Raw genomic sequence first — 23,654 nt, 5'->3', positions numbered from 1 at the left:
CGCAATATTTCGCCGTGCGGCTATCACCTCCATGCATGGCGGATAACCTACCCTTATCGAAGCGCCATCGACGACAAGTTCTAGTGGGGAAAACCAAGCGCGCATGTCACTTTTGTTCGTGCTAGGGTAGCGCCCGACTTCGCGCACACGCGCCGAAAAACGGGCGGTGCGATCAAGTAAACTCGCGCTACGCCGGCCAGAAGCCGGTATTGACTTGGAGGAAACATGAACAAAAACAACCTGTTGCGAGCCGTCCGCAGTTCGGCGCTCGCGGGCGCCGTGGTCACGGCGACGCTCTTCGCAGCAACCGCGGCGAACGCCGCCATCCCGAACAAGACGCTCGTGTACTGCTCCGAAGGCAGCCCGGCCGGCTTCGATCCGGCCCAGTACACGACCGGCACCGATTTCACCGCGAACACGTTCACCGTGTACAACCGCCTCGTCGAGTTCGAGCGCGGCGGCACGAAGGTCGAGCCGGGTCTCGCGGAAAAGTGGGACGTGTCGTCCGACGGACTCACCTACACGTTCCATCTGCGCCACGGCGTGAAATTCCAGACGACGTCGTTCTTCAAGCCGACGCGCGAATTCAACGCGGACGACGTGATCTTCACGTTCAACCGCATGCTCGATCCGAACAATCCGTTCCGTAAGGCGTACAACGTGCAGTTTCCGTACTTCACGGACCTCGGCATGGACAAGCTGATCTCGAAGATCGAGAAGGTGGACCCGTACACCGTGAAGTTCACGCTGAAGGAAGTGAGCGCGCCGTTCATCCAGAACATGGCGATGGAATACGCGTCGATCCTGTCCGCCGAGTACACGGACAAGCTGATGAAGGACGGCAAGGCCGCCGACATCAATCAGCAGCCGGTCGGCACGGGCCCGTTCATTTTCCGCAGCTACACGAAGGACGCGACCATCCGCTTCGACGGCAATCCTGATTACTGGAAGCCGAACGCGGTGCAGATCTCGAAGCTGATCTTCTCGATCACGCCGGATGCGGCCGTGCGCGTGCAGAAGCTGAAGAACAACGAATGCCAGGTGATGAGCTATCCGCGTCCGGGCGATATCTCGACGCTGAAGTCGGTGTCGACTGTCGATACGCCGTCGCAGGCGGGCTTCAACGAAGGCTATGTCGCGTACAACGTGACGAAGAAGGACCTCGGCAACGCCGACGTGCGCCGCGCGCTCGACATGGCGATCAACAAGAAGGCGATCATCGATTCCGTGTATCAGGGCGCGGGCCAGCCGGCCACCGCACCGATGCCGCCGACGCAGTGGTCCTACGACAAGAACCTGAAGGGTCAGACGTACGACACCGCGAAGGCGAAGGAACTGCTCGCGAAAGCGGGCTTCCCGAACGGCTTCGAGATCACGCTGTGGGCGATGCCCGTGCAACGCGCGTACAACCCGAACGCACGCCTGATGGCGGAAATGATCCAGGCCGACTGGGCGAAGATCGGCGTGAAGGCGAACATCGTGTCGTACGAGTGGGGCGAGTATCTGAAGCGCGCGCACGCGGGCGAACATGATGCGCTCCTGATCGGCTGGACGGGCGACAACGGCGACCCCGACAACTGGCTCGGCACGCTGCTCGGCTGCGACGCGGTGAAGGGCAGCAACTTCTCGAAGTGGTGCTACAAGCCGTTCGACGATCTCGTCGTGAAGGGCCGCTCGACCACCGATGTCGCCGCGCGCACCAAGGCCTATACCGACGCGCAGCAGATCTTCGCGCAGCAACTGCCGTTCTCGCCGATCGCGCACTCGACCGTGTATCAGCCTGTCAGCAAGAAGGTGACGAACATGAAGATCGAGCCGCTTGGCTACGTGCGTTTCGATGGCGTCGGGATGCAATAAGGTTTTGCTGCGGAACGCTTTTTGCACTAAACCATAACTAATCGAAAAGGTCCGGCGGCGCGGGTCGAACAACGATCCAAGCCGCCGTACACGTTTTTAGTCCCTCCAATACCGAAAAGGGCGATCATGTTCCGATTCGTTTTGCGACGCATAGGAATGGTGATACCGACGTTCATCGGCATTACGATTCTCGCGTTCGCGCTCATCCACCTGATCCCTGGCGACCCCATCGAAGTGATGATGGGCGAGCGCGGCGTGGACCCGGCGATGCACGCCGAAGCCATGAAGCGCCTCGGCCTCGATCAGCCGCTTCCGGTTCAATACCTCACTTACGTCGGGCATGCGCTGAAAGGCGATCTCGGCACCTCGATCATCACGAATACGAGCGTGATGGGCGAGTTCCTCGCGCGCTTTCCCGCGACGGTCGAGCTCTCCATCTGCGCGATGATCTTCGCGCTCGTCGTCGGGCTGCCGGCGGGCGTCGCGGCTGCGTTGAAACGCGGCACCGTCGTCGATCACGGCGTGATGGGCACCGCGCTCACCGGCTATTCGATGCCGATTTTCTGGTGGGGCTTGATCCTCATCATGTTCTTCTCGGCGAAGCTCGGATGGACGCCGGTGTCGGGCCGCATCGCGGTGGAATACGACATTCCGCACGTCACGGGCTTCATGCTGATCGATGCGCTCTTCTCCACCGATGAAGGCGCGTTCACGTCGGCGGTGTCGCATCTGATTCTGCCGACCATCGTGCTCGGCACGATTCCGCTCGCGGTCATCGCGCGCATGACGCGTTCGTCGATGCTCGAAGTGCTGCGCGAGGACTACATCCGCACGGCGCGCGCGAAGGGTTTGTCGCCGCTGCGCGTGGTTGTAGTACATGCGTTGCGCAATGCGCTGATTCCCGTGGTGACGGTGATCGGCCTGCAGGTCGGCACGCTGCTCGCGGGCGCGGTGCTGACCGAGACGCTGTTCTCGTGGCCGGGCGTCGGCAAGTGGCTCATCGACGCCATTTCGCGTCGCGACTATCCGGTCGTGCAAGGCGGCATTCTGATGATCGCGACACTCGTGATCGTCGTGAATCTGGTCGTCGATCTGCTCTACGGCGTGTTGAATCCGCGCATTCGCCATACTCGCTGAGGTCAAACAAGTTATGGCTGACATTCAAAACAATCTCCCGCCCCAGGCGCTGACACCGCCTTCCGGCCGCATGGTCGCCGCGCGCGAGTTCTGGGCGAACTTCTCGCGCAATCGCGGCGCGGTGGTCGCGGGCCTGATCGTGCTCGTGCTGATCCTCATCGCGCTTACGGCGCCGCTGATCGCACCGCACAGCCCGATCGAGCAATACCGCGACTACGTGAAGATTCCGCCGGCGTGGCTCGAAGGCGGCAACCGCATGTTCCCGCTCGGCACCGACGAAGCCGGCCGCGACATCCTCTCGCGTCTGATGTACGGCGCGCGGCTGTCGTTCTGGATCGGCTTCGTGTCGGTGGTGCTCGCGCTGATTCCAGGCGTCGTGCTCGGTCTCATGGCCGCGTTCTTCAACTGGCTCGATACGCCGATCATGCGCGTGATGGACGTGCTGCTCGCGTTGCCGTCGCTGCTGCTCGCGGTCGCCGTCGTCGCGATCATCGGGCCGGGGCTCGTCAACACGATGCTCGCGATCGCGATCGTCGCGCTGCCGGGCTATGTGCGTCTGACGCGCGCGTCGGCGCTCGGTGAATTGCAGAAGGAATACGTGACGGCATCGCGCGTCGCGGGCGCGGGCACCGTGCGGCTGATGTTCTCGCAAGTGCTGCCGAACTGCGCCGCGCCGCTGATCGTGCAGGCGACGCTCGGCTTCTCGTCCGCGATTCTCGATGCCGCCGCGCTCGGCTTCCTCGGCCTCGGCGTGCAACCGCCCGCGGCGGAGTGGGGCGCGATGCTGGCATCGGCGCGCGATTACATCGAGAGCGCATGGTGGATCGTGACGATGCCGGGCCTGTCGATTCTGGTCTCGGTGCTCGTCATCAACCTGCTCGGCGACGGTCTGCGTGACGCGCTCGATCCGAAACTCAAACGGATGGGCTGACATGAACGATCTTCTGACTATCCGCAATTTGCAGGTGACGTTCGGCGGCACGCAGGCGGTCGATCGCATCGACCTTTCCGTGAAGCCGGGCGAAGTGGTCGGCGTCGTGGGCGAATCGGGCTCCGGCAAGAGCGTCACGATGATGGCGCTGATGGGCCTCATCGACGCGCCCGGCAAGGTCACCGCCGATCAGGTCACGTTCGACGGCAAGGACTTGCTGAAGGCGTCGGCGCGTGCGCGTCGCAGGATCATCGGCAAGGACATCGCGATGGTGTTTCAGGACGCGCTCACGAGCCTGAACCCGAGCTATACCGTCGGCTATCAGATCAAGGAAGTGCTGAAGCTGCACGAAGGCTTGCGCGGCGATGCGCTCAACAAGCGCGCGCTCGAACTGCTCGATCAGGTTGGCATTCCGGATGCGAAGAGCCGCATCAACGCGTTTCCGCATCAGATGTCGGGCGGCATGAACCAGCGCGTGATGATCGCGATGGCCGTCGCGTGCAATCCGAAGCTCCTGATCGCCGACGAGCCGACTACCGCGCTCGACGTGACGATCCAGGCGCAGATCATGGAACTGCTCGTCAAGCTGCAGAAGGAACGCGGCATGGCGCTGGTGCTGATCTCGCACGATCTGGCGGTCGTGTCGGAGGTGGCGCAGCGCGTCGCGGTGATGTACGCGGGCGAGGTCATCGAAACGAATCACGTGCCGACGATCTTCAGCGAGCCGCATCATCCGTACACGGAAGCGCTGCTCGCCGCGATTCCGGAACATAGCCGCGGCGCGGAGCGTCTCGCCGCGCTGCCGGGCATGGTGCCGGGCAAGGACGACCGGCCGAGCGGCTGTCTCTTCGCGCCGCGCTGCAAGTACGTCGTCGACGATTGCTGGAAGGGCCGGCCGAATCTGTTTCAGCTCGACAAGCACGATCCGGCCGTGCGCGCGCGTTGCATCAGGCCGTTGAACATCGATGTAGTGGTGGAAGGAGGCGCGCGATGAACGCTGTACCGAAGGAAATCAATCAGGACATCGTGCTCGCCGCCGACCAGCTCACGAAGTACTACGACGTGAAGCGCAGCGCGTTCCAGCACGGCACGGTGAAAGCGCTCAACGGCGTGTCGTTCGAGTTGCGGCGCGGGCGCACGCTCGCGGTCGTCGGCGAATCGGGCTGCGGCAAGTCCACGCTCGCGCGCCAGTTGACGATGATCGAAGCGCCCACGTCGGGCCGCTTGCTGATCGACGGCGATGATGTCGCGGGCGCGAGCAAGGCGAAGATCGCCGAGTTGCGGCAGCGCGTGCAGATGGTGTTCCAGAACCCGTTCGCATCGTTGAATCCGCGCAAGACCGTCGAGCAGACGCTCGGCGAGCCGCTCGCGATCAACACGTCGCTTTCGTCGACGGAACGCGCCGAGCGCATCGCGAAGATGATGCGCACCGTCGGCTTGCGGCCCGAACATGCGACGCGCTATCCGCACATGTTTTCGGGCGGGCAGCGTCAACGCGTGGCCATCGCGCGGGCGATGATTCTCGATCCGCAGATCCTCGTCGCGGATGAACCCGTGTCCGCGCTCGATGTGTCGATTCAGGCGCAGATCCTGAATCTGTTCATGGATTTGCAGGCGCAGTTCGGTACGAGCTACGTGTTCATTTCGCACAACTTGTCGGTGGTGGAGCATATCGCCGACGACGTGATGGTGATGTACTTCGGCGGCGTCGCCGAAGTGGGCGACAAGAAGACGATCTTCGCGAATCCGCGCCATCCGTACACGCGCGCGCTGATGTCCGCGACGCCCGCGATCTTCGAGGAAGACCGCCGCATCAAGATCAAGCTCCAGGGCGAGATGCCTTCGCCGCTCAATCCGCCATCGGGCTGCACGTTCCATCAGCGCTGCCCGTATGCGATCGAGCGATGCCGCGCGGAAGAGCCGAAGCTGCGCACGGTCGATGGGCGTGAGGTGTCGTGTCATCGCGCCGAGGAGGTAGGCGAAGTCGAAGTCTGAATCTCGCCGTGCAGGGGTTCGGCGCGTCACGCGAATGTTTTAAGATGTGAGCCGTGCCGGATTCATACGACAAGCCGCGCTTCTCGTGCGCGGCGTTCGCCAAAACGACAGCCATCGTGCTGTCGTTCGTGCTGTTTACGGCGGGAGTTTCGGTTCCGTCGGCGGGCTTTGCCGTGGTCGGATCGCGCACGCCGCAGGCCGCGGGCGATGCCGGGTCCGCCGCCGCGCCGGCCAATCCCGCTTCGCCGCCGCGTGCGGATCGCTCGGACGGCACGACCGCGAGCGGTCCGGTGCGCGCACAGCCGCCTCGGATGCCCTTTTACGTCGCGACGAAGGGCACGACGACCATCTATGTGCTCGGCACGCTCCATGTGGGTTTCGCGAGCGACTATCCGCCCGAGCAGCCGTTTCGCAAATCGATCCTCGCGGCGCTCGATGCATCGCCGACACTGGCGCTCGAAATTTCTCCCGACGAACTGCTGCTGTCTCAGGACGATGTGAACCGCTACGGCATGTGTCGAAGCGAGTGTCTGATCGACTATTTGCCGGACTCGATGTGGAAGAAAGTCGAGACCCGTATGCGCAGCAATCCGGAGGCGTTGAAGGAGTTGCGGCACACGCGTCCGTGGCTCGCGTCGATGCTGATCGAAACGTACGACACGTTGAAGGCGGGGTTTCAGAGCGAGTACGGCACCGAGGCGCAGTTGCAGAATGTATATCTGCGGGTGCGCGGGAAGATCGTCGGGCTGGAGACGTTGAACGAGCAGATATCCACATTTACGCGGCTCACGTCGGCGCAGCAGCGCGAGATGCTTGCGCAGGATCTGGTGCAGACGCCTGCGGAGAATGTCGTCGATGTGAAGGAGTTGCATCGGTTATGGCGGATCGGCGATGCGGACGCTTTGAAGGCCTGGGATGACGCGAAGACCAACAAGCTCGCGAGGAATCCGGCGCTGGCGGCACAGGTCGATAATCGCGTGGTGTATGAGCGGAATCGGAGGTTTGTCGCGAGGATGGTTGCGCTGGCGGCGCCGGATAAGCCGGTTTTCGTGGCGATCGGGGCGTTGCATCTCGGGGGGGCGCGCGGTGTGCTCGAATTGTTGAGGAAGCGGGGGTTTGTGGTGGTGCCGGGTTGATCGACGCTGTCTGACGCGTCAGCGCCGGTTATACATTCACGCGGAAGAAGCTTCGCGATAGAAATGCAAAACGTCTCGATCCTCCGTGAACAGGCGCATTCCCGCAGCTTCGGCCACTTTTACAGACGCGTCGTTTCCGGCCTTGATTTCGGCGCGGACCGGGCATCCGCGAGCGATGTCGTCCGCCACCAGACGGACCATGCGCGTCGCCACGCCCTCGCCGCGCGCATCCGGCGCAACGGTCCACGATAGCTCGGCCGTGCCGTCAGGCCCATGGTCGACGCGCACCGTGCCGACTGGTCGTCCGCGTTCCTCAGCGATGAATATCAGCCGATGCGGATTGGCGAGGCTCGCGGCCAGCCACGCTTCGTGTCGATCGCGGGAAATTTCCGACGTGTCGTGACTGGCGCGCCGTGTAACCGGATCGCTTCTCCAGTTGTAGAGCAGATCGGAATCCCGGGCGGTCGCTTTTCTCAAAGTCAGCATGTGATGAATTTCCAGATTTAAAGACGGCATTGAAATCGTCCGAGGTCCGCTCTATTCGACGAGAACGCGCCCGTTGCCCGATGGCGAGATCGATCCGCCTGCATTCGAATGAAAAGTGCAGTTCCGTGCGATGACTGTCGCGCCGTACGCATTGACGCCGTAACGTCCCGACCCGGAGGCGGTGCAGCGAAACAGCGTGGATTCGTCGGCGCCCGCCGAGGTGTTGAAGCCGTCTCTGAACGCCCGCTCGGCCACGCAGTCGATCAGACTGACGCGTCGACTGCCGTTCACGATGCTGAAGCCGTTGAAGTCGGCGCTTGCCGAGCCTTCGGTTCCCGCGGAGTCGGAAAAGAGTCTCAGCCCGGTTGTATCGTCGGCGGGCTGCCCGGCATGTCCGAAGTTGAAGCCGTGGAAGTACGCATTCGCCCGGCTCGAACAATCCACCACCAGCGACTCCTTCGAGTCGCAACCGATGCCCGAAGCGCCCGCGAGATGCGTCGCGACTCTCGCGATTCTATTGCGCGCCGACGTCGGGCCGCCGACCTGCACGCCGCTCCAGCTTTCATCGCCCCCGCGGGTGCTCGTATCGTGGACGACGCTGTCGCTTACGTCGAAAAGCCAGATGCCCTCCCGGCCGTAGTCGCCCAGAAAGTCGATCGAAATGGAATGATTCCGCCCGCCCAGCAGATGAATTGCCGCACCCGAACGCTCGCGGACGGCCCTGGAAAAACGGTTCCCGCCCGCTCGCGCGAGGTGTATCGCGATCGACGAGCAGTTGCTGAAGTGAATCAGTTCGTGCTCCGCGTCCGATGCCTGGCGCGCCCTGGCACCGTCGATGCTGCCGTTGCCGACGAGCGCGATGTGCGAATTGCCCTGCCGGGGATCGGCATTCGTGAACATCGCCGCGCGCACGGGCGCACCGGTCGTCATCTCGATTGCGCCGTCGATGACGACGGTCGCATGAGAAGGAAGCGGCACATCCAGAGCCGCGCAGCGCAAGTCCGGCGGAATCCACGCGTAGACGTCAGGCTGCGCGAGTGCGCGTTCGAGCGAGGCCGTGCAGTCGCCGCCTTTCATCGGCCCGAATCGTCTGATATCGACCGGTTGCCGGGAATCGGGCAACCACGTTCTTCCCAATGCATCGGCAAGATGCCCCTCGGCGAGCCTGCCACTGGTAGCGCAGACAAGGAAACGCTCTTGCCGTTTCACCGACAGACCGGCATTCCGCAGAAAGACACGGCTTGCCTGTCCCGCGTACGCGACGAGGTCAGACAAAGAGTCGAGAACCTCGAGATCGCCTGGACCGTAGCGCACGCCCGTGGACCGCTGCAGCGCCGCTTCGAGCACCGATGGCTCCGGGAACCGCGCAGCGACCGATCTGCCCGCGCGAGCAAGCAGACCGATACCCGCTACGGACGTTTGCAAGGCAAGCAGCGACTTCAGCATCAGCCGTCTGCGATTCATGCGGTAGTTCTCGACGCTTTGCTCATCGCATAGCCAAGGCAATCTTTGACGATGAAAAGCACGGCTATCGGATAACCGAAGAAGTAGCGTTTGAACAACTTCGGCTCGTCGTATATGCGATAGAGCCAGCGCAACTGGAAGCGATCGATCCAGCCCGGATAATATCGCGCGCCTTTGCGGGCTGTCTGGTGCAGAAATCCGCCGCACGTGTAGCCCGTGCCCGTCCAGCCGAGAGACCGGAGTTCGTGGAGAAAGCGTTCCTGATGCGGCGCCCCCATGCCACAAATTAACACACTCGCTTTGGAGTCCATAACGTCACGCAGAGCACTAAGTCTATCGGCGTCGCTCAGAAAGTAGCCGTTTCGACTGCCGCAAATATCGAGTTCCGGAAATTTTTCGACCAGTACGGAAATCGCACGGTCGAGACTGGCTTGTGTAGATCCGATGATGTACACGCCTTTTCGCGATGCCGCTGCATCATGAAATACGCGTGGTGCGAGAGACGTCATGTCGAAACTCACGCGATCGATGCGCCTGGACCAGAATATCGACAATATTCTCACGAGTAACTGACCGTCTATTCCTACCTTGGCGCTCGCCACGAATAGATCAGGATGGTCCCGGAGAATCATGTATGAATGAGGGTTCAGGAAAATGACTGACTGGCCCGAACAGTCGTCGCTGTCGCTGCACATGATTCTGTCGAATATCATTCTGACCAGATTGAACTTCTTGTGTTGCACGAAAACGTCCCACCCAAAACAATTACGTGTTCCTGCCGCGCTCGCTGCCGAGCATTCCGCCCAGCATGAACAAGGCAGGGAGACAAAGCTGATAGAAATAGAGCGGATTGGTGAACTGAAATATCAATTGCTGGCAAAGGATCAGAACCAACGCCGAAATCCTTTCTGCCCGGCTGGACTGGCTTCGTCGAGAAAGGACCAATCGCGCTCCGCCGAAAAGCACGAGGATGTAAATACCGGAGCCGACGACGCCCAACTCGGACAGCGCCCACAGGAACTCGAAATGAGGGCCGACATCCTGGATGCTCGTTTGCGCCTCGAACCATTTTGGAAAGCCCCCGATGCCGAGGCCGAACACGAACTGCGAAGTCGAGATGTGTGAGAAATAGGTGGAGAGAATCATCAAGCGGAAATTGGTCGACGTGTCATTCCCTTGATCGCCGAGTGAAAGCGCGACTCTCGAACCTATTTCCGTGTTGTTCAACACCCAGCCGATTGCGAATGGCGCGATGCTGAATGTGACGAGCAGCAGGATCGCGCGAACGTAAATCGATCGGTGATACGCAACCACTGTCAGACTCAGCACGAGCAATCCGGCGACGGCGATCGCGCGCGTTCCGGTAAGAAACGAGCAAACGACGAGAAGCAACGAGAGCGCAAGATGAATTTTCGATCTCGTGCGTAGCAGAAAATAGGTGTTCGCCAGCAGAAAGATCATGCAGACGGACGCATAACCCGGCGGGCTGCCGAGGCTCCCTGGAAACCGAATTGCGCCGTTCATCGCGAGAGCGCGGCCGGCCAGCAAATCGATCACGGATTGCGCGACGTAGATCAGCGAGCTTCCGACAACGATATTTCGTGCGAAGCGCCACCATTCGTCCCGATCGCGCTTCGCCCACGAATAGCTCATCCAGAAGATGAGCACGATCGACGCAATGCGCAAAAAGTAAGAGACGTATTCCTGCGGCGAATTGCGCATCGCAGAAATAGCGAGTCCGTAGAAAAAGAAACTTCCCAGTCCTATGACGCATCGGGGAACGGAATCGACTCTCCGAGTTAGCACGAATAGCGCCGCGATCATCGCGAACAGCAAAAGAATGACCGCCGCCCGAACGTCCTTATCGATGATCTGCGAGCCGCCACGAATGGATACGTACGAATATCCGGTGAACGGGAGATACACAAGGAACAGGAAATACAGTCCCAGCGCCGTCAATCTCGACGATTTCATTGTTCGAGCTCTTCAAACGTCGAGACAAAGGGGAGCGAACTCAGGAACGCGTCGTCCTCCGGCGCGGGAAAATGCGCCGTATAAACCACGGCGCGTCGTCCGGCTAGCGTCGCGTCGAATAAACCCGACGAACGCGACGCCACGACGACGTCGGACCACATCAAATCTTCCTCGAGACTCGTCTTGCCGTCGCTGATCTGCAAGCCCGTTAGATCGAGTTGTCGATAGACGGAGATATCGTCGCGCGGATGAATGCGCAGACGGCATTCGCAATGCGCCGAGCGCGCGGCGAAGTGACTGAACGCGGCGAAATCCGCTGTCTGCCGATCATGACCGGTTTGTTCGCCATGCCAGAGGTACGCGCTGCCGAGAAACAGAATGCGCTTCTTGCCGGACGCGTCGCGGCGCGCGGTTGCGCGTATCGCAGCGTGCCGTGGCAATGGCGAAACCGCGATGCGTTGCGCGTTTGCACCGTGAAAGCGAAGCACATCGGCGACCGATGCGTGCATGACGGTTATGTCGTCGATCATGCGGCTTACGCCCACCGTGCTCGGAACGAACTCGTCGAGGTTAAGACGCTCGGCCAGCCGTTGCATCCGGCGCTTCGCCAGAGCGCGACGCCCTTTCTCGCGCGTGAGCAAGCCATCGAGCATGACGGTGACCCGACAGTTCGGCCTTCTGACTCGCGCAGCCTTGACGATGATCTTCTGCAACGCGCCGTCGTTTCCAAGAACGACGTGATCGAACGATCCGATTTCGGCTCGCGCCCACGACCGGAACCGCATGCAGATCCGGGCGCGATGCAAACCGCCCGATCGATAGAACGCTCTGGCCGTTCGTTCGACACGGTTGATCGATGGAGTCAGGTTCTCATCGAAGAATCGCTCCGTCGATTCGTGCGTGGCGCCATCCAGTAGCAGGATGGACACGGCCTCGCCACGCGCGATTGCCTCGCGGGCAAGGATGTTGAAGTTCTTAGCATGCGTGTCGTTTTGAACGACGAACAAGGTCGACATAAGACGTTTGCGGGCGAGTAGCGCTCAACGGGTGGCCGCGTCGGCCGCGAGAATGTCGCGCGGCACCGGTTCGCCTGCGGCAAAGTCTCGCGGGGCTGTCTGTCCGATCAGCGCGTCGTAATGCCTGGGCGCGAGGCCATATCCTGGACGAATGCTTCGGACGTTTTCAGGCGAGAACTTATCGCCGGCGGCGACCGGCTTCACGATATACAGAGAGCGCCGGAATTTCTGATTCGGGGCTTCGCTCTCCTGAACCTGATAGGTCACTTTGCCCATCGCGTTCCAGCAACGCCGCGCTTCGGTCGTGAGCGCCAGGAGACCGTCGGGCTCGAGGCTGAAGCTGTCGTCGGGGCCGCCGCCGTTGCGGTCGAGCGTCACATGCTTTTCGATGATCGATGCACCGAGCGCCACGCTCGCGATCGCGGTCGTGTTGTCGAGCGTGTGATCGGACAGCCCGACGACCACGCCGAAGTGGTCGATCATGTCCCGGATGGTGTGAAGGTTGTAATGCTCGGCGAGCGCGGGATAGCCGCTCACGCAATGAAGTATCGCGAGTTCGCGACAGCCGGCCGAGCGCGCAGCGTCGATGGCTTCGCTGATTTCATCCTTCAACGCCATGCCCGTCGAAATCACCAAAGGCTTTTTCGTGCTCGCCGCATACCTGATGAGCGGAAGATCGACTGCCTCGAACGAAGCAATCTTGTACGCCGGTGCGTTCAGATCTTCGAGCAGATCGACGGCGGTAAAGTCGAACGGCGAGCTGAAGATGGTTATGTCCCGCCGGCGCGCGTGCTCGAACAGCGGCTTGTGCCAATCCCACGGCATATATGCCCACTGATAGAGCTCATAGAGCGATTTGCCGTCCCATAGTCCGCCGTGAATCAGGAAATCGGGATCTCTCGAATCGAGCGTGATCGTATCCGGCCGGTACGTCTGCAACTTCACGGCGGCCGCGCCCGCTTCCTTCGCCACGTCGATGATGCGCAACGCCGTATCCAGACAGCCGTTGTGATTGGCAGAAAGCTCGGCGATCACGTAAGGCGGATGCTCCGGTCCGATCGCTCTGCCGGCAATCTGCATCGTTGTCTTGAGTTTCTGTGTCATTCGAATTCGTCAATGGTGTTGAGAAGCCCGAAGCAGCATTCAGCGCGCAATGTCGAGGATGGCGTGCGCAACGCGTCGCGCGCCCGATCCATCCACAACGCTCATCAGGCGCTCTGCGGGGCGAAGGTATTCGTTTGGATTCGCCTTGAGGCGATGCAATGCTTGCGCATACGTCGACGGGCTCGTTTCGTCGGAGCAGCCGATGTAATCGACGAGCCCTTGCCGCACCAGTGCGCTAACGGTTTGAACCTGGTTGTCGGCGACACAAACCACGCTCGCGTTCAGTCCGAGACAAAGCCGCTCCCAGTTCGCGCTGCCCGACGCACCGAATGCATAGTCGCTGGCGGCCATGAGCTGCGCCATGTCCGGTGTCTGATGATGAATGCGCACATTGAGAATCGTCTCCGCCAGCGAACGCAGCCGCCCGATGTGCGGATTGCTTCCACCCACCACCACGTCCGCAGACAGACCTTCATCGACCGATGTACGCCAGCCCAACAGGAACTTCTCGGTCTCGTTGCTGCTGTCGCCGCCGCCGAAAAAAGCCAGCACACGCAGCGAGCCCGTATGCGCAGCCCGGTTCAGACGCACCTGCCGATATGCGCGAAACTCCTCACGCAACAAGGCATAGCCGGGGCCGAGCAGAGTCTGACAGTGCGCGGGTATCAGATCGCGGTAGCGAGTGTCGGCATCGTCGAATAGATTCTGGTCGACTAGCAGGGTGGCGTCGTGCTCGCGATTGGCGAGGTCGTCGATCACGACGATGTGCTTCCCAAGGGCGCGGCATGACGTCTCGAAACGCGCATCCAGCCCATAGTGATCGACGACGAGCCAGTCCACCGCGCCGAGCGACGCGAGCGTTCGCTCTACGTCGGCAACATGCGCGGACATCAATTCCGTAGTCCACACGCGATGGTCCATGGATAAGCGCTCGTCCACGGCGATCAGCTCATGGCATGCGAAACCAGCCGCCCGGACGACGGCGCCGAGGTGGCCCTCGTATGCGGTGGTCACGAAGTGAACTTCGGCGCCTGCCTGCGCGAGCGCCTGTGCGAGCGCGAGACAGCGCATCACGTGCCCGCTGCCGATCACCGGCGACGAATCAGCCCGGAAAACGATTCGCATCGGTCATTCCCAAATCGCGCAGTGCCGCATGCATGGCTTCCGCCTGAATCCAGTCTTCAGGCGTATCGATGTCTTGCACGCGATAACGCGGAATTTCCACGGGCGCGGCGCCTTCGCCGAGTATCGGACGCGCCGCGAGGAACGCTTCGGCGGTGCCCCAATAGAATTGGGCGGCGTCGTGATAGGCCTCTTCCAAGTCCTGCGACCGCACGAGATAGTTCCGTGGATCGAACATCGCGATGCGATCTTCGGCGGTGATGCGCAGCGCGCGCTGAATCGGAAACGCGAAGGTCGTGACGCTGATGGCGAAATCGGCTTTCGATGCTCGCAGCACGTCCAGGCCGCGCGCGAGATCATCGGCCATCAGGAACGGCGCCGTCGCGTAGACGCAGCAGGCCAGGTCTTCCGGCTCGCATGCCAGCGACGACAGCGCGTGCTTCATGACCGATATGGTCGGTGCGTGGTCATCGGCGAGTTCGGCCGGACGCATGAACGGAACCTCGGCGCCGAAGTCGCGTGCGATATCGGCGATTCGCGCGCAGTCCGTCGAGACCACGACGCGATCGAAGCACTTCGAGCGCAACGCGGCCTCGATGGACCAAGCAATGATCGGCTTGCCACCGAACAGCTTCGTGTTCTTGCCGGGAATCCGCTTGCTGCCGCCGCGAGCGGGAATGATGGCGACGGTCGTCATGACAGCGCCGCCTCGAGTGCGTCGACGACCGTGTCTTGCTGCGCATCGCTCATCGTCGCGTAAACCGGCAGGCTGATCGCCTCGCTGTAGTAGCGCTCCGCTTGCGGATAATCTCCGCCTCGAAACCCTAGCGCCTGATAGTACGGCTGCGTATGAACGGGAATGTAGTGAACGTTGACGCCGATTCCCGCGGTTCGCAAAGCCTGCACGACTTCTTCACGCGAGCGCGTGATCTCATCGAGACGCAGCCGGATCACATACAGATGCCACGCCGATGCCGCTTCCGCGATCTGCAACGGAGTCCGGACCGGCAACGCGCTCAGGCGATGGTCATAGCGGGCCGCGATGGCCTTGCGTCGCGCAACGTAGGTATCGAGTCGCGTCAGTTGCGTCAATCCGAGCGCGGCCTGCAGGTCGGTCATCCGGTAATTGAAGCCGAGATCGATCTGCTCGTAGTACCAAGGGCCGTCCGGCGCGTGCGTCATCGCGAGAGGATCGCGTGTGATGCCGTGACTCCTCAGCAATTCCATGCGACTCGCGAGTTGCGCGTCATTTGTCATCGCCATGCCGCCTTCGCCCGTCGTGATGATTTTCACGGGATGAAAACTGAAGACGGTGATATCCGAGTATTGGCAGTTTCCGATGGGCGCGTTTTTGTACGACGCTCCGATCGCATGGGAAGCGTCTTCGATCACGCGGAATCCATATTGCCGGCTCAACGCATGAATCGCTTCGAGTTCGCACGGCTGGCCGCACAGATGAACGACCACCAGAATCTTCGGCAACTTGCCGTCCTTCTTTGCGACCTCGAGCTTGTGCCCGAGCGATTCGATATCGATGTTGTACGTAGCCGGGTCGATATCCACGAAATCGACATCCGCGCCGCAATATCGAGCGCAGTTCGCTGACGCGACGAACGTGATCGGAGTCGTCCAGAGACAATCTCCCGCGCCGAGCCCGAGACTGAGGCAGGCGATATGCAAAGCGGATGTCGCGCTATTCACCGCAACGCCGAAGCGCGCGCCAACCCGCGTTGCTATCGCTTTCTCGAAGTTCGGCACCGCCGGACCTTGTGTGAGGAAATCCGAGCGCAGGACATCGACAACAGCGTCGATATCGTCCTGCGTGATCTCCTGTCTGCCGTAAGGAATCATTTATGCGTGCGCCAGTTGGTCGAATTCACGAATCTGCTCGATCGAAAGGAATTGATCGTTCGAGCCCGAGTTGTATTCGAAGCCTTGTTTAACGGGACGCCCCTGCTCGTTGAGCGCGTTGCGGCTGAAATCGCCTGCGCGTCCGTTGAACATGATCGTGGGACTCAGCACGTAGTGATCGGCGAACTCGACCGTCAGATGCGAATCGTCCGCGGGGCACATGATTTCGTGCAGCTTCTCGCCCGGCCGGATACCGACGATCTTCGTATCGACTTCCGGTGCAATGGCGCGAGCCAGATCGAGAATCCTGATCGAGGGAATCTTCGGCACGAAGATCTCGCCGCCGTGCATGCGCTGGAAATTCGTGAGCACGAAGTCGACGCCCTGCTGCAGCGTGATCCAGAAACGCGTCATTTCCGGGTGCGTGATCGGCAAGGCGGTCGCGCCGGATGCCACGAGCTGCTTGAAGAACGGCACGACGGAGCCACGGGACCCGACCACATTCCCGTAGCGAACCACGGCGAAGCGCGTCCGGTGGCCGCCCGAAATGTTGTTTGCCGCAACGAAGAGTTTGTCGGACGCGAGTTTCGTCGCGCCATACAGATTGATGGGATTCGCTGCCTTGTCGGTCGAAAGCGCGATGACCTTTTCCACGTCGTTCGCGAGCGCGGCGCGAATGACGTTCTCGGCCCCGTGGATATTCGTCTTGATGCATTCCATCGGGTTGTATTCGGCTGCCGGCACCTGCTTCAGCGCCGCGGCATGAATCACGAAGTCCACGTGGTTCATGGCTTGCAGCAGACGATCGAAGTCCCGGACATCGCCGATGAAATATCGCATGCACGGATCGTTGAATTCCTGCTGCATCTCGAATTGCTTGAGTTCGTCGCGCGAGAAAATGATCAGACGGCGCGGCTTGTAGCGCGCGAGAATCGTCTTGACGTATTTCTTGCCGAACGAACCGGTGCCGCCGGTGATGAGGATGGACTTATCGTTAAACATGTTTCGATCTTTCAGGTTGAAGCAGATTTATCTGGACGCACCGAAGCTTCGGCAAAGCGCGAGCTTTGACGCGAACATGGTTCCGTACGCGACAGTGAGGGCAACTGGAATCGCCAAAGTTTGCAGATGCGGCGCGAGAGCAAAAGCCGCGACGACGAATACGGCGACGCTGCTCAGGTTGGCTGCGAGAATGGCCCGATCGCGTCGGGTCGCGTAGAGCACGTAATGCGGAATCATGCTCATCGAAAATAGAACGACCCCCGCCAATATCCAGAAGAACATGCCGAGATGTTCGGCGTAGATCGGCCGATGCAGCAGCGCCAGCACCGGCCTGATTCCGATCGACGCAACGAGCGAAAGCGCGATCACCGTGAAGACAGTCGCGCGCGTCAATTGCCTGACTGCCGCATCCAAGTCGGATCTGTCTTTGCTGTGCGCGGCTTTGACCACGCGGGGATATTGGAAGGAAAAAACGGCGGCATCGAGGAATGCCTGAATGGCGTTGGCCACACTCGCATAGAAGATATAGACGCCGAGCGCTTCCTTGCCCGCAAAAAAGCCCTGCAGGTAGCGGTCGAACACCGAAAGTCCGCGAATGGACAATGTCGCAACGAGCAGCGGGGTGCAGATTTTTACGCCGCGCCATATCCATCGCCAATCGACACGGCTTCGAGGCATATTCGGCCCAAGCAATCCGCGAATGCTTGCAAAGCCAAAAGCGACGGCGCAAAGACTCCCGCACGCCCATGAAACGAGCACCGTCTCGATACTTCTCAGCGCCGGCATTGCGATCATCACTGCAAGGCACGCGAACACCCATATGCCGCCTCGCAAGAATCCGAGGACGGTTGCCGAGACAGGCCGCGACATCGCGACCAGCAAGCGACTGAGCTCCTGCGCGAGATGCTCCAGAATCACGAGCACGATGAACCAGACGACCAGCCGATCGGAGAACGCGTCCGACCACTTCAGCGCCAGATAGAAGACCGGCAGCATCGTCGCGTAACAGACGACGTAAAACACAGCCTGATTGCGCAACAAGGCAGGCCACAGCATCCGGTCGACGTTCAACATCTCCCGTGTGCTGTAGGTATAAAAGTCCAGCCCGAGAATGAAAAGCGCATAGCCGATCGTGGCGGCCAGCACGCCGTACTGGCCGACTTCGACGAGCGTCGTGTATTTCGCGAGGGCGATCAGCAACACGAACTTGCTCACCAGCGTAAGCCCGCGCAGCGAGACATTCGCAACCCTCGACAGGCGCGCGACGCTGAACACGTCGTCAAGCGTCATGAGCGGCTCCGCTTCAGGCGATCGAACGGACGCACGGCAGTTCGCAAGGGATCAGCTATCACGACTCTCATACTGAGAAAACGCCCCGTATGCCATTCCTTGTGCGGGCGTATCGGTCAGCAACACTCCATCCACCTGCACACCCGCGCTGGCGAGCTGACGCGCGGTCTGACGCAACTCCGCCGCGGTATGGAATCCATGGCGCGCGACGAGCAGCGCCGCGCCCGCATGTCTGCCTATCAAGCCGGAATCGGTCACAGCCAGCACCGGCGGCGAATCGATGATCACGAAGTCATAACGCGCGCGCAGTTCGTCGAGCACGCGCGCGAAGCGCTCGCGCATCAATAGCTCGGCGGGCAGAGCGGGAGCGGCGCCGCCGGCGATCAGATCGAGATTCGGCAACGCGCCCTGACGAATCACGGCGTCCGGTTCGGCGCCGTTCAGCAACTCGGCGAGTCCCGGCGTTCCGGGCTGCGCGAACATGCGATGGAGATCGCCGCGGCGCATGTCGCCATCGATCAGCAGCACGCGCTGACCGCCTGCCGCGAGCACGGTCGCGAAATTCGCCGACACGAACGACTTGCCGACGCCCGGACGCGGCCCCGTCACCATGATCACGTTGTTGCGCGGCTTCACCACGCCGAACTGCAGCGCGGTGCGCAGGCTGCGCAAGCCTTCGATGGCGACATCGTTCGGCGCGAGGTCGGCGAGCACTTGCGGCTTCGTCGGCATGCGACGGCGCGACAACTGGAGCGACGCCTGCCGCTCGGAGTGCGAGATGATCGCGTAGACCGGGAGGTCGAGCGCACGCTCGATTTCCGCCGGGGTTTCGAGGCCGCGATTGAACATGCGCCGCGCGAGCGCGAGCGCGCAGCCGGCCATCAGGCCGAGCGCAAGAGAAAGTGCGAGCGCCAGCGCCTTCTTCGGTGCGACGGGCTTCTCGGGCGCGACCGCGTAATCCACGGTGCGGACGTTGCCGAGTTGCCCGGCCTTCAGTACGCGCAATTGCTGCGTACTGTTGAGCAGGCTCGTGTAGAGATCGTTGCTGACCTTCACGTCGCGCAAGAGACGCACGGCGTCCTGCTGCACCGAGGGCAGCGCGTTGATCCGCCTGTCGGTCTCGTCGGACTGATGCTGCAATTCGCCGATACGCGCATCGACCGCCGTCACCGACGGATGCTTCGCGGTGTAGCGCTGAACCAGCTCCGCGCGCTGCTGCTGCAATTCGATGATCTTCGAGCGGTTCTCGACGACCGTCTGCAGCAGCAACTTGCTTTGCTCTTCCAGATCGACCGCGCCGTGCTTCGCGCGGAACGCGTTGTAGCGCGCTTCGGCGCGATCGAGGTCGGCGCGCAGTTGCGGCAGTTGATCGCCGAGGAACGCGAGCATCTGTTGCGCCTGCGCGGACTTGCGATCGACGTTGCGTTGCACGTAAAGCGTCGCGATCGTATTGACGGTCGTCGTGATGCGTTGCGGGTCGGGGCCGTCGAGCGACATGCCGATGATGCCCGACTGCTTCGCCTTCTCGCCGATCGTGAGCGCCTGCTGGAGGTCCGCGATGGTCTGCTGCGCCGATGCGCGCTTCACGTCGAAGCGCGTACCGGGACGGGCGAGCAGCGACGTCACCAGCAGCTTGACGGGTCCGTCGCTGCCCTGCGCCGTGGCCGTTTCACCGACGCGGCCGCGCAAGACGATCGTGCCGTCGGAGTCTTGCAGTTCGTAGCGCTCGCCTTCACCGGCAATCAGCGTGAACGTCTTGTCGAACTGGCGCGGCGCAACCTCGAAGGTCGAGACGCCGATGCGCTCGCCGCCCCACGCATAACTTGCGAGGCCGAGCGGCGCGCTCGCGAGATCGTCGGCGGCGGTGTAGCGAACGTAAGGCGCGCCGACGAGCGGCAGATAGTGCGGACGCGCGTCGACATCGAGATGCAGGCGCGAAACCGCCTCGCCGATCACCGTGCGCGAGCGCATCAGTTCGATTTCCGCATCGACGCTCGACTTGCTCTGAAACAGAGCTGCGAGGTCGCCGAGCTTGTCGTTGAGCGTGCCTGCGCCGCTGTCGTCGTCGACCTGAATGAGTGCGTCGGCGCGATAGGTCGGCGTCCAGAGAAACGCATACAGCGCGCCGGCCGCGAGCGTGCACGCCGCGACAACCGCGATCAGCCCGCGACGCTCGCGCAACACGGAGACAATTTCCGAGAGGCGGATTTCATCGTCGCCGGTTGCGGGCTCGGACGAGGAAGGCTTGAGGGTAATGTCGTTCATCGTTGTTCCGCCAACGTGCGGGTCCATTGCGAGACGCCTTCCCGGATCTGGGCGAAGGCCAGGTCGAACACCGCGCGGTGCCGCCGGTAAGGATCGGTGATGTCCGAGCCGTGTTCGTCGCATAGACGAAACACCTTGCCGCGCGTCGAGGGAAACGCCGTCTCGACCCATTCGCGCTGCGACGTGGTCATCGTGAGAATCAGGTCGGCGGCGCGGGCGAGCGGCGCATCGAGTTGTGTGGCGACGTGCGCATCGAGCGTGATGCCGTGCTCACGCGCGAGTTCGGCGACGGCCGCGTCGGCGGGCTTGCCGACCAGCGCGTGCGTGCCCGCCGATCCGACATCGAGATGCGGCAACTCGTGCTTGAGCAACGCGGCCGCCATCGGACTTCGACAGATGTTCCCCTCGCACACCACCAACACGGACCCAATCATTTCGCGATCACTCCCGCCGTGAGCCCCGTGCTGATCAGCGGCATCAGCAAACTGATCACGCGGTTGAAGCGCACGAGCCCGCTGCCGTCGACATAAACGACATCCTTCGGCTGTAGCTCGAACTCGTTCGCCACGAGCATCGACACGGGCGAGCGGCTGTCGAGGTGATACACGCGCGGCGCGTCGCCGCCTTGGCGGATCACGAACATCTGCGCGGTGTCCGCCGTGTTCGAATTGACGCTGCCCACCTGCGAGAGCGCATCCGCGAGCGTGAGCCGGCCGTCGCGGCGCGGGGCGGCCGAGCCCGGCTTGTTCACTTCGCCCATCACGTAGACGCCGTTGTCGTCGCGCGACGTGACGCGCAGCAGGTCGCCTTCCTTCAGATACAGCTTCGACGGGTTGAGCCCCTGCGCCAGCAGTTGCGGCACGTCGAGCCGATACGAATCGCCGCCGCGCACCAGCACGACATCGCTTTGATCGGCGTTGTCGTTGAAACCGCCGGCGCGCGCGATCGCGTCGTAGAAACTGAGGGGCACGTCCGTCAGCGAAATCGCGCCGGGATCGCGCACCTGGCCGTCGACATAGACCTGGCGCGCGCGATACGACGCCATCCGCACGGTGACCTGCGGCTTAACGAGATACGTCGACAGCGCGGCAGCGAGCTTTTGCTGAATCTCATCGGTGCGCAATCCGGCGACCGCCAGCGTGCCCGCGTAAGGAAAGCGCAGATTGCCCTTCTGATCGACGACGAAACCGGCCGCCGGATCGCTCGTTTTCGCGGACCCCTGATTCAGGCTGGAGCCGAGCGCCGCCGCGAACTCCGGGTGATCCCAGACGACGATCTGCAGCACGTCGCCCGCGCCGACCGTGTAGACCGTCGGCGTGTCGAACAGCCGCTTCGCCTGCCCGTCCAGGTTCGCCTTGCGTTGGTCGGCGTAGCGCTTGACGAGCGCGAGATCGAGTTCCGTGACGGGGATCTCGGGCGTCGCGGCGGTGGCCTCGATATGCGGGCCGGCATCGCCGTCGCTCGCGGTCGCGTTCGGTCCGACCGGCATGCGAAAGCCGGGCGCGAACTGACATGCGCTCAGCATTGCAGCCAGCGCGATGGCCGCTGCGGTGCGAGGAAAGGAGTGCTTCATGGATGAATCCTGCGAATCAATACGCATTGCGATGAACGAAGCCCCGCGCGATGGTCGCAAGCACGATGCGCATGTCGAGCGCGAACGACCAGTTGCTGAGGTAATAGAGATCGTGTTCGACGCGCCGCTGCATCTTCTGGACGGAATCGGTCTCGCCGCGCAAGCCGTTGATCTGGGCCCAGCCGGTGATGCCCGGCTTGATGCGGTAGCGATGGATATAGCCGTCGACGACGTGCTGATAGAGCGCGTCGTGCTCGATCGCATGCGGACGGGGACCGACGACCGACATCTCGCCGCGCAGCACGTTGAAGAACTGCGGCAACTCGTCGAGGCTCGTGCGACGCAGAAACGCACCGACGCGCGTGATGCGCGGATCGTCGCGCGTCGCCTGCACGACGAGGCCGTCGTCGGTCGGGTGCGTGTGCATCGTGCGGAACTTGTAGATGTCGAAGGGCGTGCCGTTCGCGCCGTGGCGCCGCTGCCTGAACAGCACGGGACCGGGCGACGACAACTTGACGGCAAGCGCGATCGCAACAAACACGAGCGACATCCCGACGACCACGCAAAACGAGAAGATCCGGTCGAAGATCGCCTTGCTCGCGAGCGCACGCGCGGTGAGCGGCGCGGCGACGAGATTGATCGCGAACGTGGCGTCGAGGCCGTCGGCTTCGCTTCGGAAACGGGTGAGCTGGCCGATCTCCGGAACGAAGCGAATGTTCAGCAGGTCGTCGCGGAAGACGTCGAGAAAGCGCAGCAGCGTGGCTTCATCCGTGAGCGGCAGCGCGAGCCACACTTCATCGACGCGCTGAGCGCGCACGCGAGCGACGAACGTGTCGATGTCGTGAAAGAGCGCGACGCCGCCGACTTTCGCGTCGGCATCGGCATCGGCGTCCATGTCGAGGAGGGCCTCGACGCGGCACGCCGAATCGGGCATGTCGGCGATGCGTCGCACGAAGGCCGCGCAACGCGCGCCGCGCCCGACCACCGCCACCGACACACGACGCACACGCCACGCACCGGCGATCCGGTCGACGACGCGGCACAGCATCACGCCGATGGCCGTCGGCAGGAAAAGGCCGGCGAGCCAGGCGCGCGAAGGCTGGTAATCGCCAAGCGTCCATTTGATCATGCACACCGCGCCAATCTCGCAGAGCACCCAGCCGAGCGCCGGAAGGAGCACGGCGCGCGGCAGCGATGCACGGCGCGCCGGGTTCTTCACGTAGAACCCGGACCGCGCGCTCCACGCGAAGATGATCGCGAACGCGGCAACCGCGCTGTCGTAACCGGCGGTGACGCTGTGCCCGAAGATCCGCTGAGCCGTGAATGCGCTGGCCGCGACGACGATCGTCTCGAGCAGGCGAAGCAGCAGATCAGGCCCCGCGGGTAAAGCGAGCAGATGGGAATAACTCGGCAAGCGCATGACGGGATCGGTGACGGAAAACCCGGCTCGT

The 23,654-nt window shown here is 62.2% G+C and carries 21 protein-coding genes; 6 read left to right on the top strand and 15 right to left on the bottom strand.

All coding sequences use genetic code 11. The features are described 5' to 3' along the window. Window positions 1–225 precede the first annotated feature (225 nt). The 6 genes from QCE73_RS13940 (at window position 226) to QCE73_RS13915 (ending at window position 7,056) form a co-directional block, all read left to right on the top strand. On the top strand, window positions 226–1,857 hold the full coding sequence (locus QCE73_RS13940) for an ABC transporter substrate-binding protein (protein WP_309881693.1): 1,632 nt from the start codon (window positions 226–228) through the stop codon (window positions 1,855–1,857). A 126-nt stretch (window positions 1,858–1,983) separates the two neighbouring features. Then, window positions 1,984–2,994, top strand: coding sequence for an ABC transporter permease subunit (locus QCE73_RS13935; protein WP_035499245.1), 1,011 nt, complete (start codon window positions 1,984–1,986; stop codon window positions 2,992–2,994). A gap of 13 nt (window positions 2,995–3,007) precedes the next feature. Further along, on the top strand, window positions 3,008–3,925 hold the full coding sequence (locus QCE73_RS13930; protein ID WP_035499243.1) for an ABC transporter permease subunit: 918 nt from the start codon (window positions 3,008–3,010) through the stop codon (window positions 3,923–3,925). Window position 3,926: 1 nt separating this feature from the next. Continuing rightward, a complete protein-coding gene (locus QCE73_RS13925; protein ID WP_187606545.1) occupies window positions 3,927–4,919 on the top strand; it encodes an ABC transporter ATP-binding protein in 993 nt (330 codons plus the stop codon). Beyond that, the gene (locus QCE73_RS13920) at window positions 4,916–5,920 is read left to right on the top strand and encodes a peptide ABC transporter ATP-binding protein (RefSeq protein ID WP_035499239.1); all 1,005 of its coding nucleotides are present in this window, start codon (window positions 4,916–4,918) and stop codon (window positions 5,918–5,920) included. The genes QCE73_RS13925 and QCE73_RS13920 overlap by 4 nt, the downstream gene beginning before the upstream one ends. A gap of 53 nt (window positions 5,921–5,973) precedes the next feature. Continuing rightward, window positions 5,974–7,056: a TraB/GumN family protein gene (locus QCE73_RS13915; RefSeq protein ID WP_309881691.1), complete on the top strand. Its 1,083-nt coding sequence runs from the start codon at window positions 5,974–5,976 to the stop codon at window positions 7,054–7,056. A 36-nt stretch (window positions 7,057–7,092) separates the two neighbouring features. Here QCE73_RS13915 and QCE73_RS13910 read toward each other — a convergent pair whose 3' ends face one another. The 15 genes from QCE73_RS13910 to QCE73_RS13840 form a co-directional block, all read right to left on the bottom strand. Beyond that, window positions 7,093–7,542 carry a GNAT family N-acetyltransferase gene (locus QCE73_RS13910; protein ID WP_309881689.1) on the bottom strand — a complete coding sequence of 150 codons (450 nt, stop codon included), beginning with the start codon at window positions 7,540–7,542 and terminating at the stop codon, window positions 7,093–7,095. A gap of 51 nt (window positions 7,543–7,593) precedes the next feature. After that, entirely contained in the window at window positions 7,594–9,006 is a 1,413-nt protein-coding gene (locus QCE73_RS13905) for a right-handed parallel beta-helix repeat-containing protein (protein WP_309881688.1), read from the bottom strand. Continuing rightward, window positions 9,003–9,749, bottom strand: coding sequence for a WecB/TagA/CpsF family glycosyltransferase (locus tag QCE73_RS13900; RefSeq protein ID WP_309881687.1), 747 nt, complete (start codon window positions 9,747–9,749; stop codon window positions 9,003–9,005). Before QCE73_RS13900 ends, QCE73_RS13905 begins: the two co-directional genes overlap by 4 nt. A 22-nt stretch (window positions 9,750–9,771) precedes the next feature. Beyond that, a complete protein-coding gene (locus tag QCE73_RS13895) occupies window positions 9,772–10,980 on the bottom strand; it encodes an O-antigen ligase family protein (RefSeq protein ID WP_309881686.1) in 1,209 nt (402 codons plus the stop codon). Further along, window positions 10,977–11,996 carry a hypothetical protein gene (locus QCE73_RS13890; protein WP_309881684.1) on the bottom strand — a complete coding sequence of 340 codons (1,020 nt, stop codon included), beginning with the start codon at window positions 11,994–11,996 and terminating at the stop codon, window positions 10,977–10,979. The genes QCE73_RS13895 and QCE73_RS13890 overlap by 4 nt, the downstream gene beginning before the upstream one ends. Window positions 11,997–12,020: 24 nt before the next feature. Then, on the bottom strand, window positions 12,021–13,100 hold the full coding sequence (pseI, locus tag QCE73_RS13885) for a pseudaminic acid synthase (protein WP_309881683.1): 1,080 nt from the start codon (window positions 13,098–13,100) through the stop codon (window positions 12,021–12,023). Window positions 13,101–13,139: 39 nt separating this feature from the next. Next, entirely contained in the window at window positions 13,140–14,225 is a 1,086-nt protein-coding gene (pseG, locus tag QCE73_RS13880; protein WP_309881682.1) for a UDP-2,4-diacetamido-2,4,6-trideoxy-beta-L-altropyranose hydrolase, read from the bottom strand. Then, window positions 14,203–14,919: a pseudaminic acid cytidylyltransferase gene (pseF, locus tag QCE73_RS13875; protein ID WP_309881680.1), complete on the bottom strand. Its 717-nt coding sequence runs from the start codon at window positions 14,917–14,919 to the stop codon at window positions 14,203–14,205. Before pseF ends, pseG begins: the two co-directional genes overlap by 23 nt. After that, window positions 14,916–16,073: a UDP-4-amino-4,6-dideoxy-N-acetyl-beta-L-altrosamine transaminase gene (gene pseC, locus QCE73_RS13870; protein ID WP_309881679.1), complete on the bottom strand. Its 1,158-nt coding sequence runs from the start codon at window positions 16,071–16,073 to the stop codon at window positions 14,916–14,918. Before pseC ends, pseF begins: the two co-directional genes overlap by 4 nt. Further along, window positions 16,074–17,075 carry a UDP-N-acetylglucosamine 4,6-dehydratase (inverting) gene (gene pseB, locus QCE73_RS13865; protein ID WP_309881678.1) on the bottom strand — a complete coding sequence of 334 codons (1,002 nt, stop codon included), beginning with the start codon at window positions 17,073–17,075 and terminating at the stop codon, window positions 16,074–16,076. Window positions 17,076–17,102: 27 nt separating this feature from the next. Further along, window positions 17,103–18,221 carry a hypothetical protein gene (locus QCE73_RS13860; protein WP_309881676.1) on the bottom strand — a complete coding sequence of 373 codons (1,119 nt, stop codon included), beginning with the start codon at window positions 18,219–18,221 and terminating at the stop codon, window positions 17,103–17,105. Between the two features lie 195 nt (window positions 18,222–18,416). Next, on the bottom strand, window positions 18,417–20,630 hold the full coding sequence (locus QCE73_RS13855; protein WP_309881675.1) for a polysaccharide biosynthesis tyrosine autokinase: 2,214 nt from the start codon (window positions 20,628–20,630) through the stop codon (window positions 18,417–18,419). Further along, complete coding sequence (locus QCE73_RS13850; protein ID WP_309881674.1) at window positions 20,627–21,064, bottom strand: low molecular weight protein-tyrosine-phosphatase; 438 nt, start codon at window positions 21,062–21,064, stop codon at window positions 20,627–20,629. The genes QCE73_RS13855 and QCE73_RS13850 overlap by 4 nt, the downstream gene beginning before the upstream one ends. Then, window positions 21,061–22,203, bottom strand: coding sequence for a polysaccharide biosynthesis/export family protein (locus tag QCE73_RS13845; protein ID WP_309881673.1), 1,143 nt, complete (start codon window positions 22,201–22,203; stop codon window positions 21,061–21,063). Before QCE73_RS13845 ends, QCE73_RS13850 begins: the two co-directional genes overlap by 4 nt. Window positions 22,204–22,219: 16 nt before the next feature. Then, window positions 22,220–23,623, bottom strand: coding sequence for an undecaprenyl-phosphate glucose phosphotransferase (locus QCE73_RS13840; RefSeq protein ID WP_309881672.1), 1,404 nt, complete (start codon window positions 23,621–23,623; stop codon window positions 22,220–22,222). Window positions 23,624–23,654: the final 31 nt, after the last annotated feature.

The organism is Caballeronia sp. LZ029 (assembly GCF_031451275.1).
GTDB lineage: Bacteria > Pseudomonadota > Gammaproteobacteria > Burkholderiales > Burkholderiaceae > Caballeronia > Caballeronia jiangsuensis.
This window is presented reverse-complemented; position numbering and strand designations above follow the sequence as displayed.

What these genes read in the sequence shown, in the direction of transcription:
- QCE73_RS13940 (WP_309881693.1), top strand. Translation starts at nt 226, where the DNA reads ATGAACAAAAACAACCTGTTGCGAGCCGTCCGCAGTTCGGCGCTCGCG.
- QCE73_RS13935 (WP_035499245.1), top strand. Translation starts at nt 1,984, where the DNA reads ATGTTCCGATTCGTTTTGCGACGCATAGGAATGGTGATACCGACGTTC.
- QCE73_RS13930 (WP_035499243.1), top strand. Translation starts at nt 3,008, where the DNA reads ATGGCTGACATTCAAAACAATCTCCCGCCCCAGGCGCTGACACCGCCT.
- QCE73_RS13925 (WP_187606545.1), top strand. Translation starts at nt 3,927, where the DNA reads ATGAACGATCTTCTGACTATCCGCAATTTGCAGGTGACGTTCGGCGGC.
- QCE73_RS13920 (WP_035499239.1), top strand. Translation starts at nt 4,916, where the DNA reads ATGAACGCTGTACCGAAGGAAATCAATCAGGACATCGTGCTCGCCGCC.
- QCE73_RS13910 (WP_309881689.1), bottom strand. Translation starts at nt 7,542, where the DNA reads ATGCTGACTTTGAGAAAAGCGACCGCCCGGGATTCCGATCTGCTCTAC.
- QCE73_RS13905 (WP_309881688.1), bottom strand. Translation starts at nt 9,006, where the DNA reads ATGAATCGCAGACGGCTGATGCTGAAGTCGCTGCTTGCCTTGCAAACG.
- QCE73_RS13895 (WP_309881686.1), bottom strand. Translation starts at nt 10,980, where the DNA reads ATGAAATCGTCGAGATTGACGGCGCTGGGACTGTATTTCCTGTTCCTT.
- QCE73_RS13890 (WP_309881684.1), bottom strand. Translation starts at nt 11,996, where the DNA reads ATGTCGACCTTGTTCGTCGTTCAAAACGACACGCATGCTAAGAACTTC.
- pseI (WP_309881683.1), bottom strand. Translation starts at nt 13,100, where the DNA reads ATGACACAGAAACTCAAGACAACGATGCAGATTGCCGGCAGAGCGATC.
- pseG (WP_309881682.1), bottom strand. Translation starts at nt 14,225, where the DNA reads ATGCGAATCGTTTTCCGGGCTGATTCGTCGCCGGTGATCGGCAGCGGG.
- pseF (WP_309881680.1), bottom strand. Translation starts at nt 14,919, where the DNA reads ATGACGACCGTCGCCATCATTCCCGCTCGCGGCGGCAGCAAGCGGATT.
- pseC (WP_309881679.1), bottom strand. Translation starts at nt 16,073, where the DNA reads ATGATTCCTTACGGCAGACAGGAGATCACGCAGGACGATATCGACGCT.
- pseB (WP_309881678.1), bottom strand. Translation starts at nt 17,075, where the DNA reads ATGTTTAACGATAAGTCCATCCTCATCACCGGCGGCACCGGTTCGTTC.
- QCE73_RS13855 (WP_309881675.1), bottom strand. Translation starts at nt 20,630, where the DNA reads ATGAACGACATTACCCTCAAGCCTTCCTCGTCCGAGCCCGCAACCGGC.
- QCE73_RS13850 (WP_309881674.1), bottom strand. Translation starts at nt 21,064, where the DNA reads ATGATTGGGTCCGTGTTGGTGGTGTGCGAGGGGAACATCTGTCGAAGT.
- QCE73_RS13845 (WP_309881673.1), bottom strand. Translation starts at nt 22,203, where the DNA reads ATGAAGCACTCCTTTCCTCGCACCGCAGCGGCCATCGCGCTGGCTGCA.
- QCE73_RS13840 (WP_309881672.1), bottom strand. Translation starts at nt 23,623, where the DNA reads ATGCGCTTGCCGAGTTATTCCCATCTGCTCGCTTTACCCGCGGGGCCT.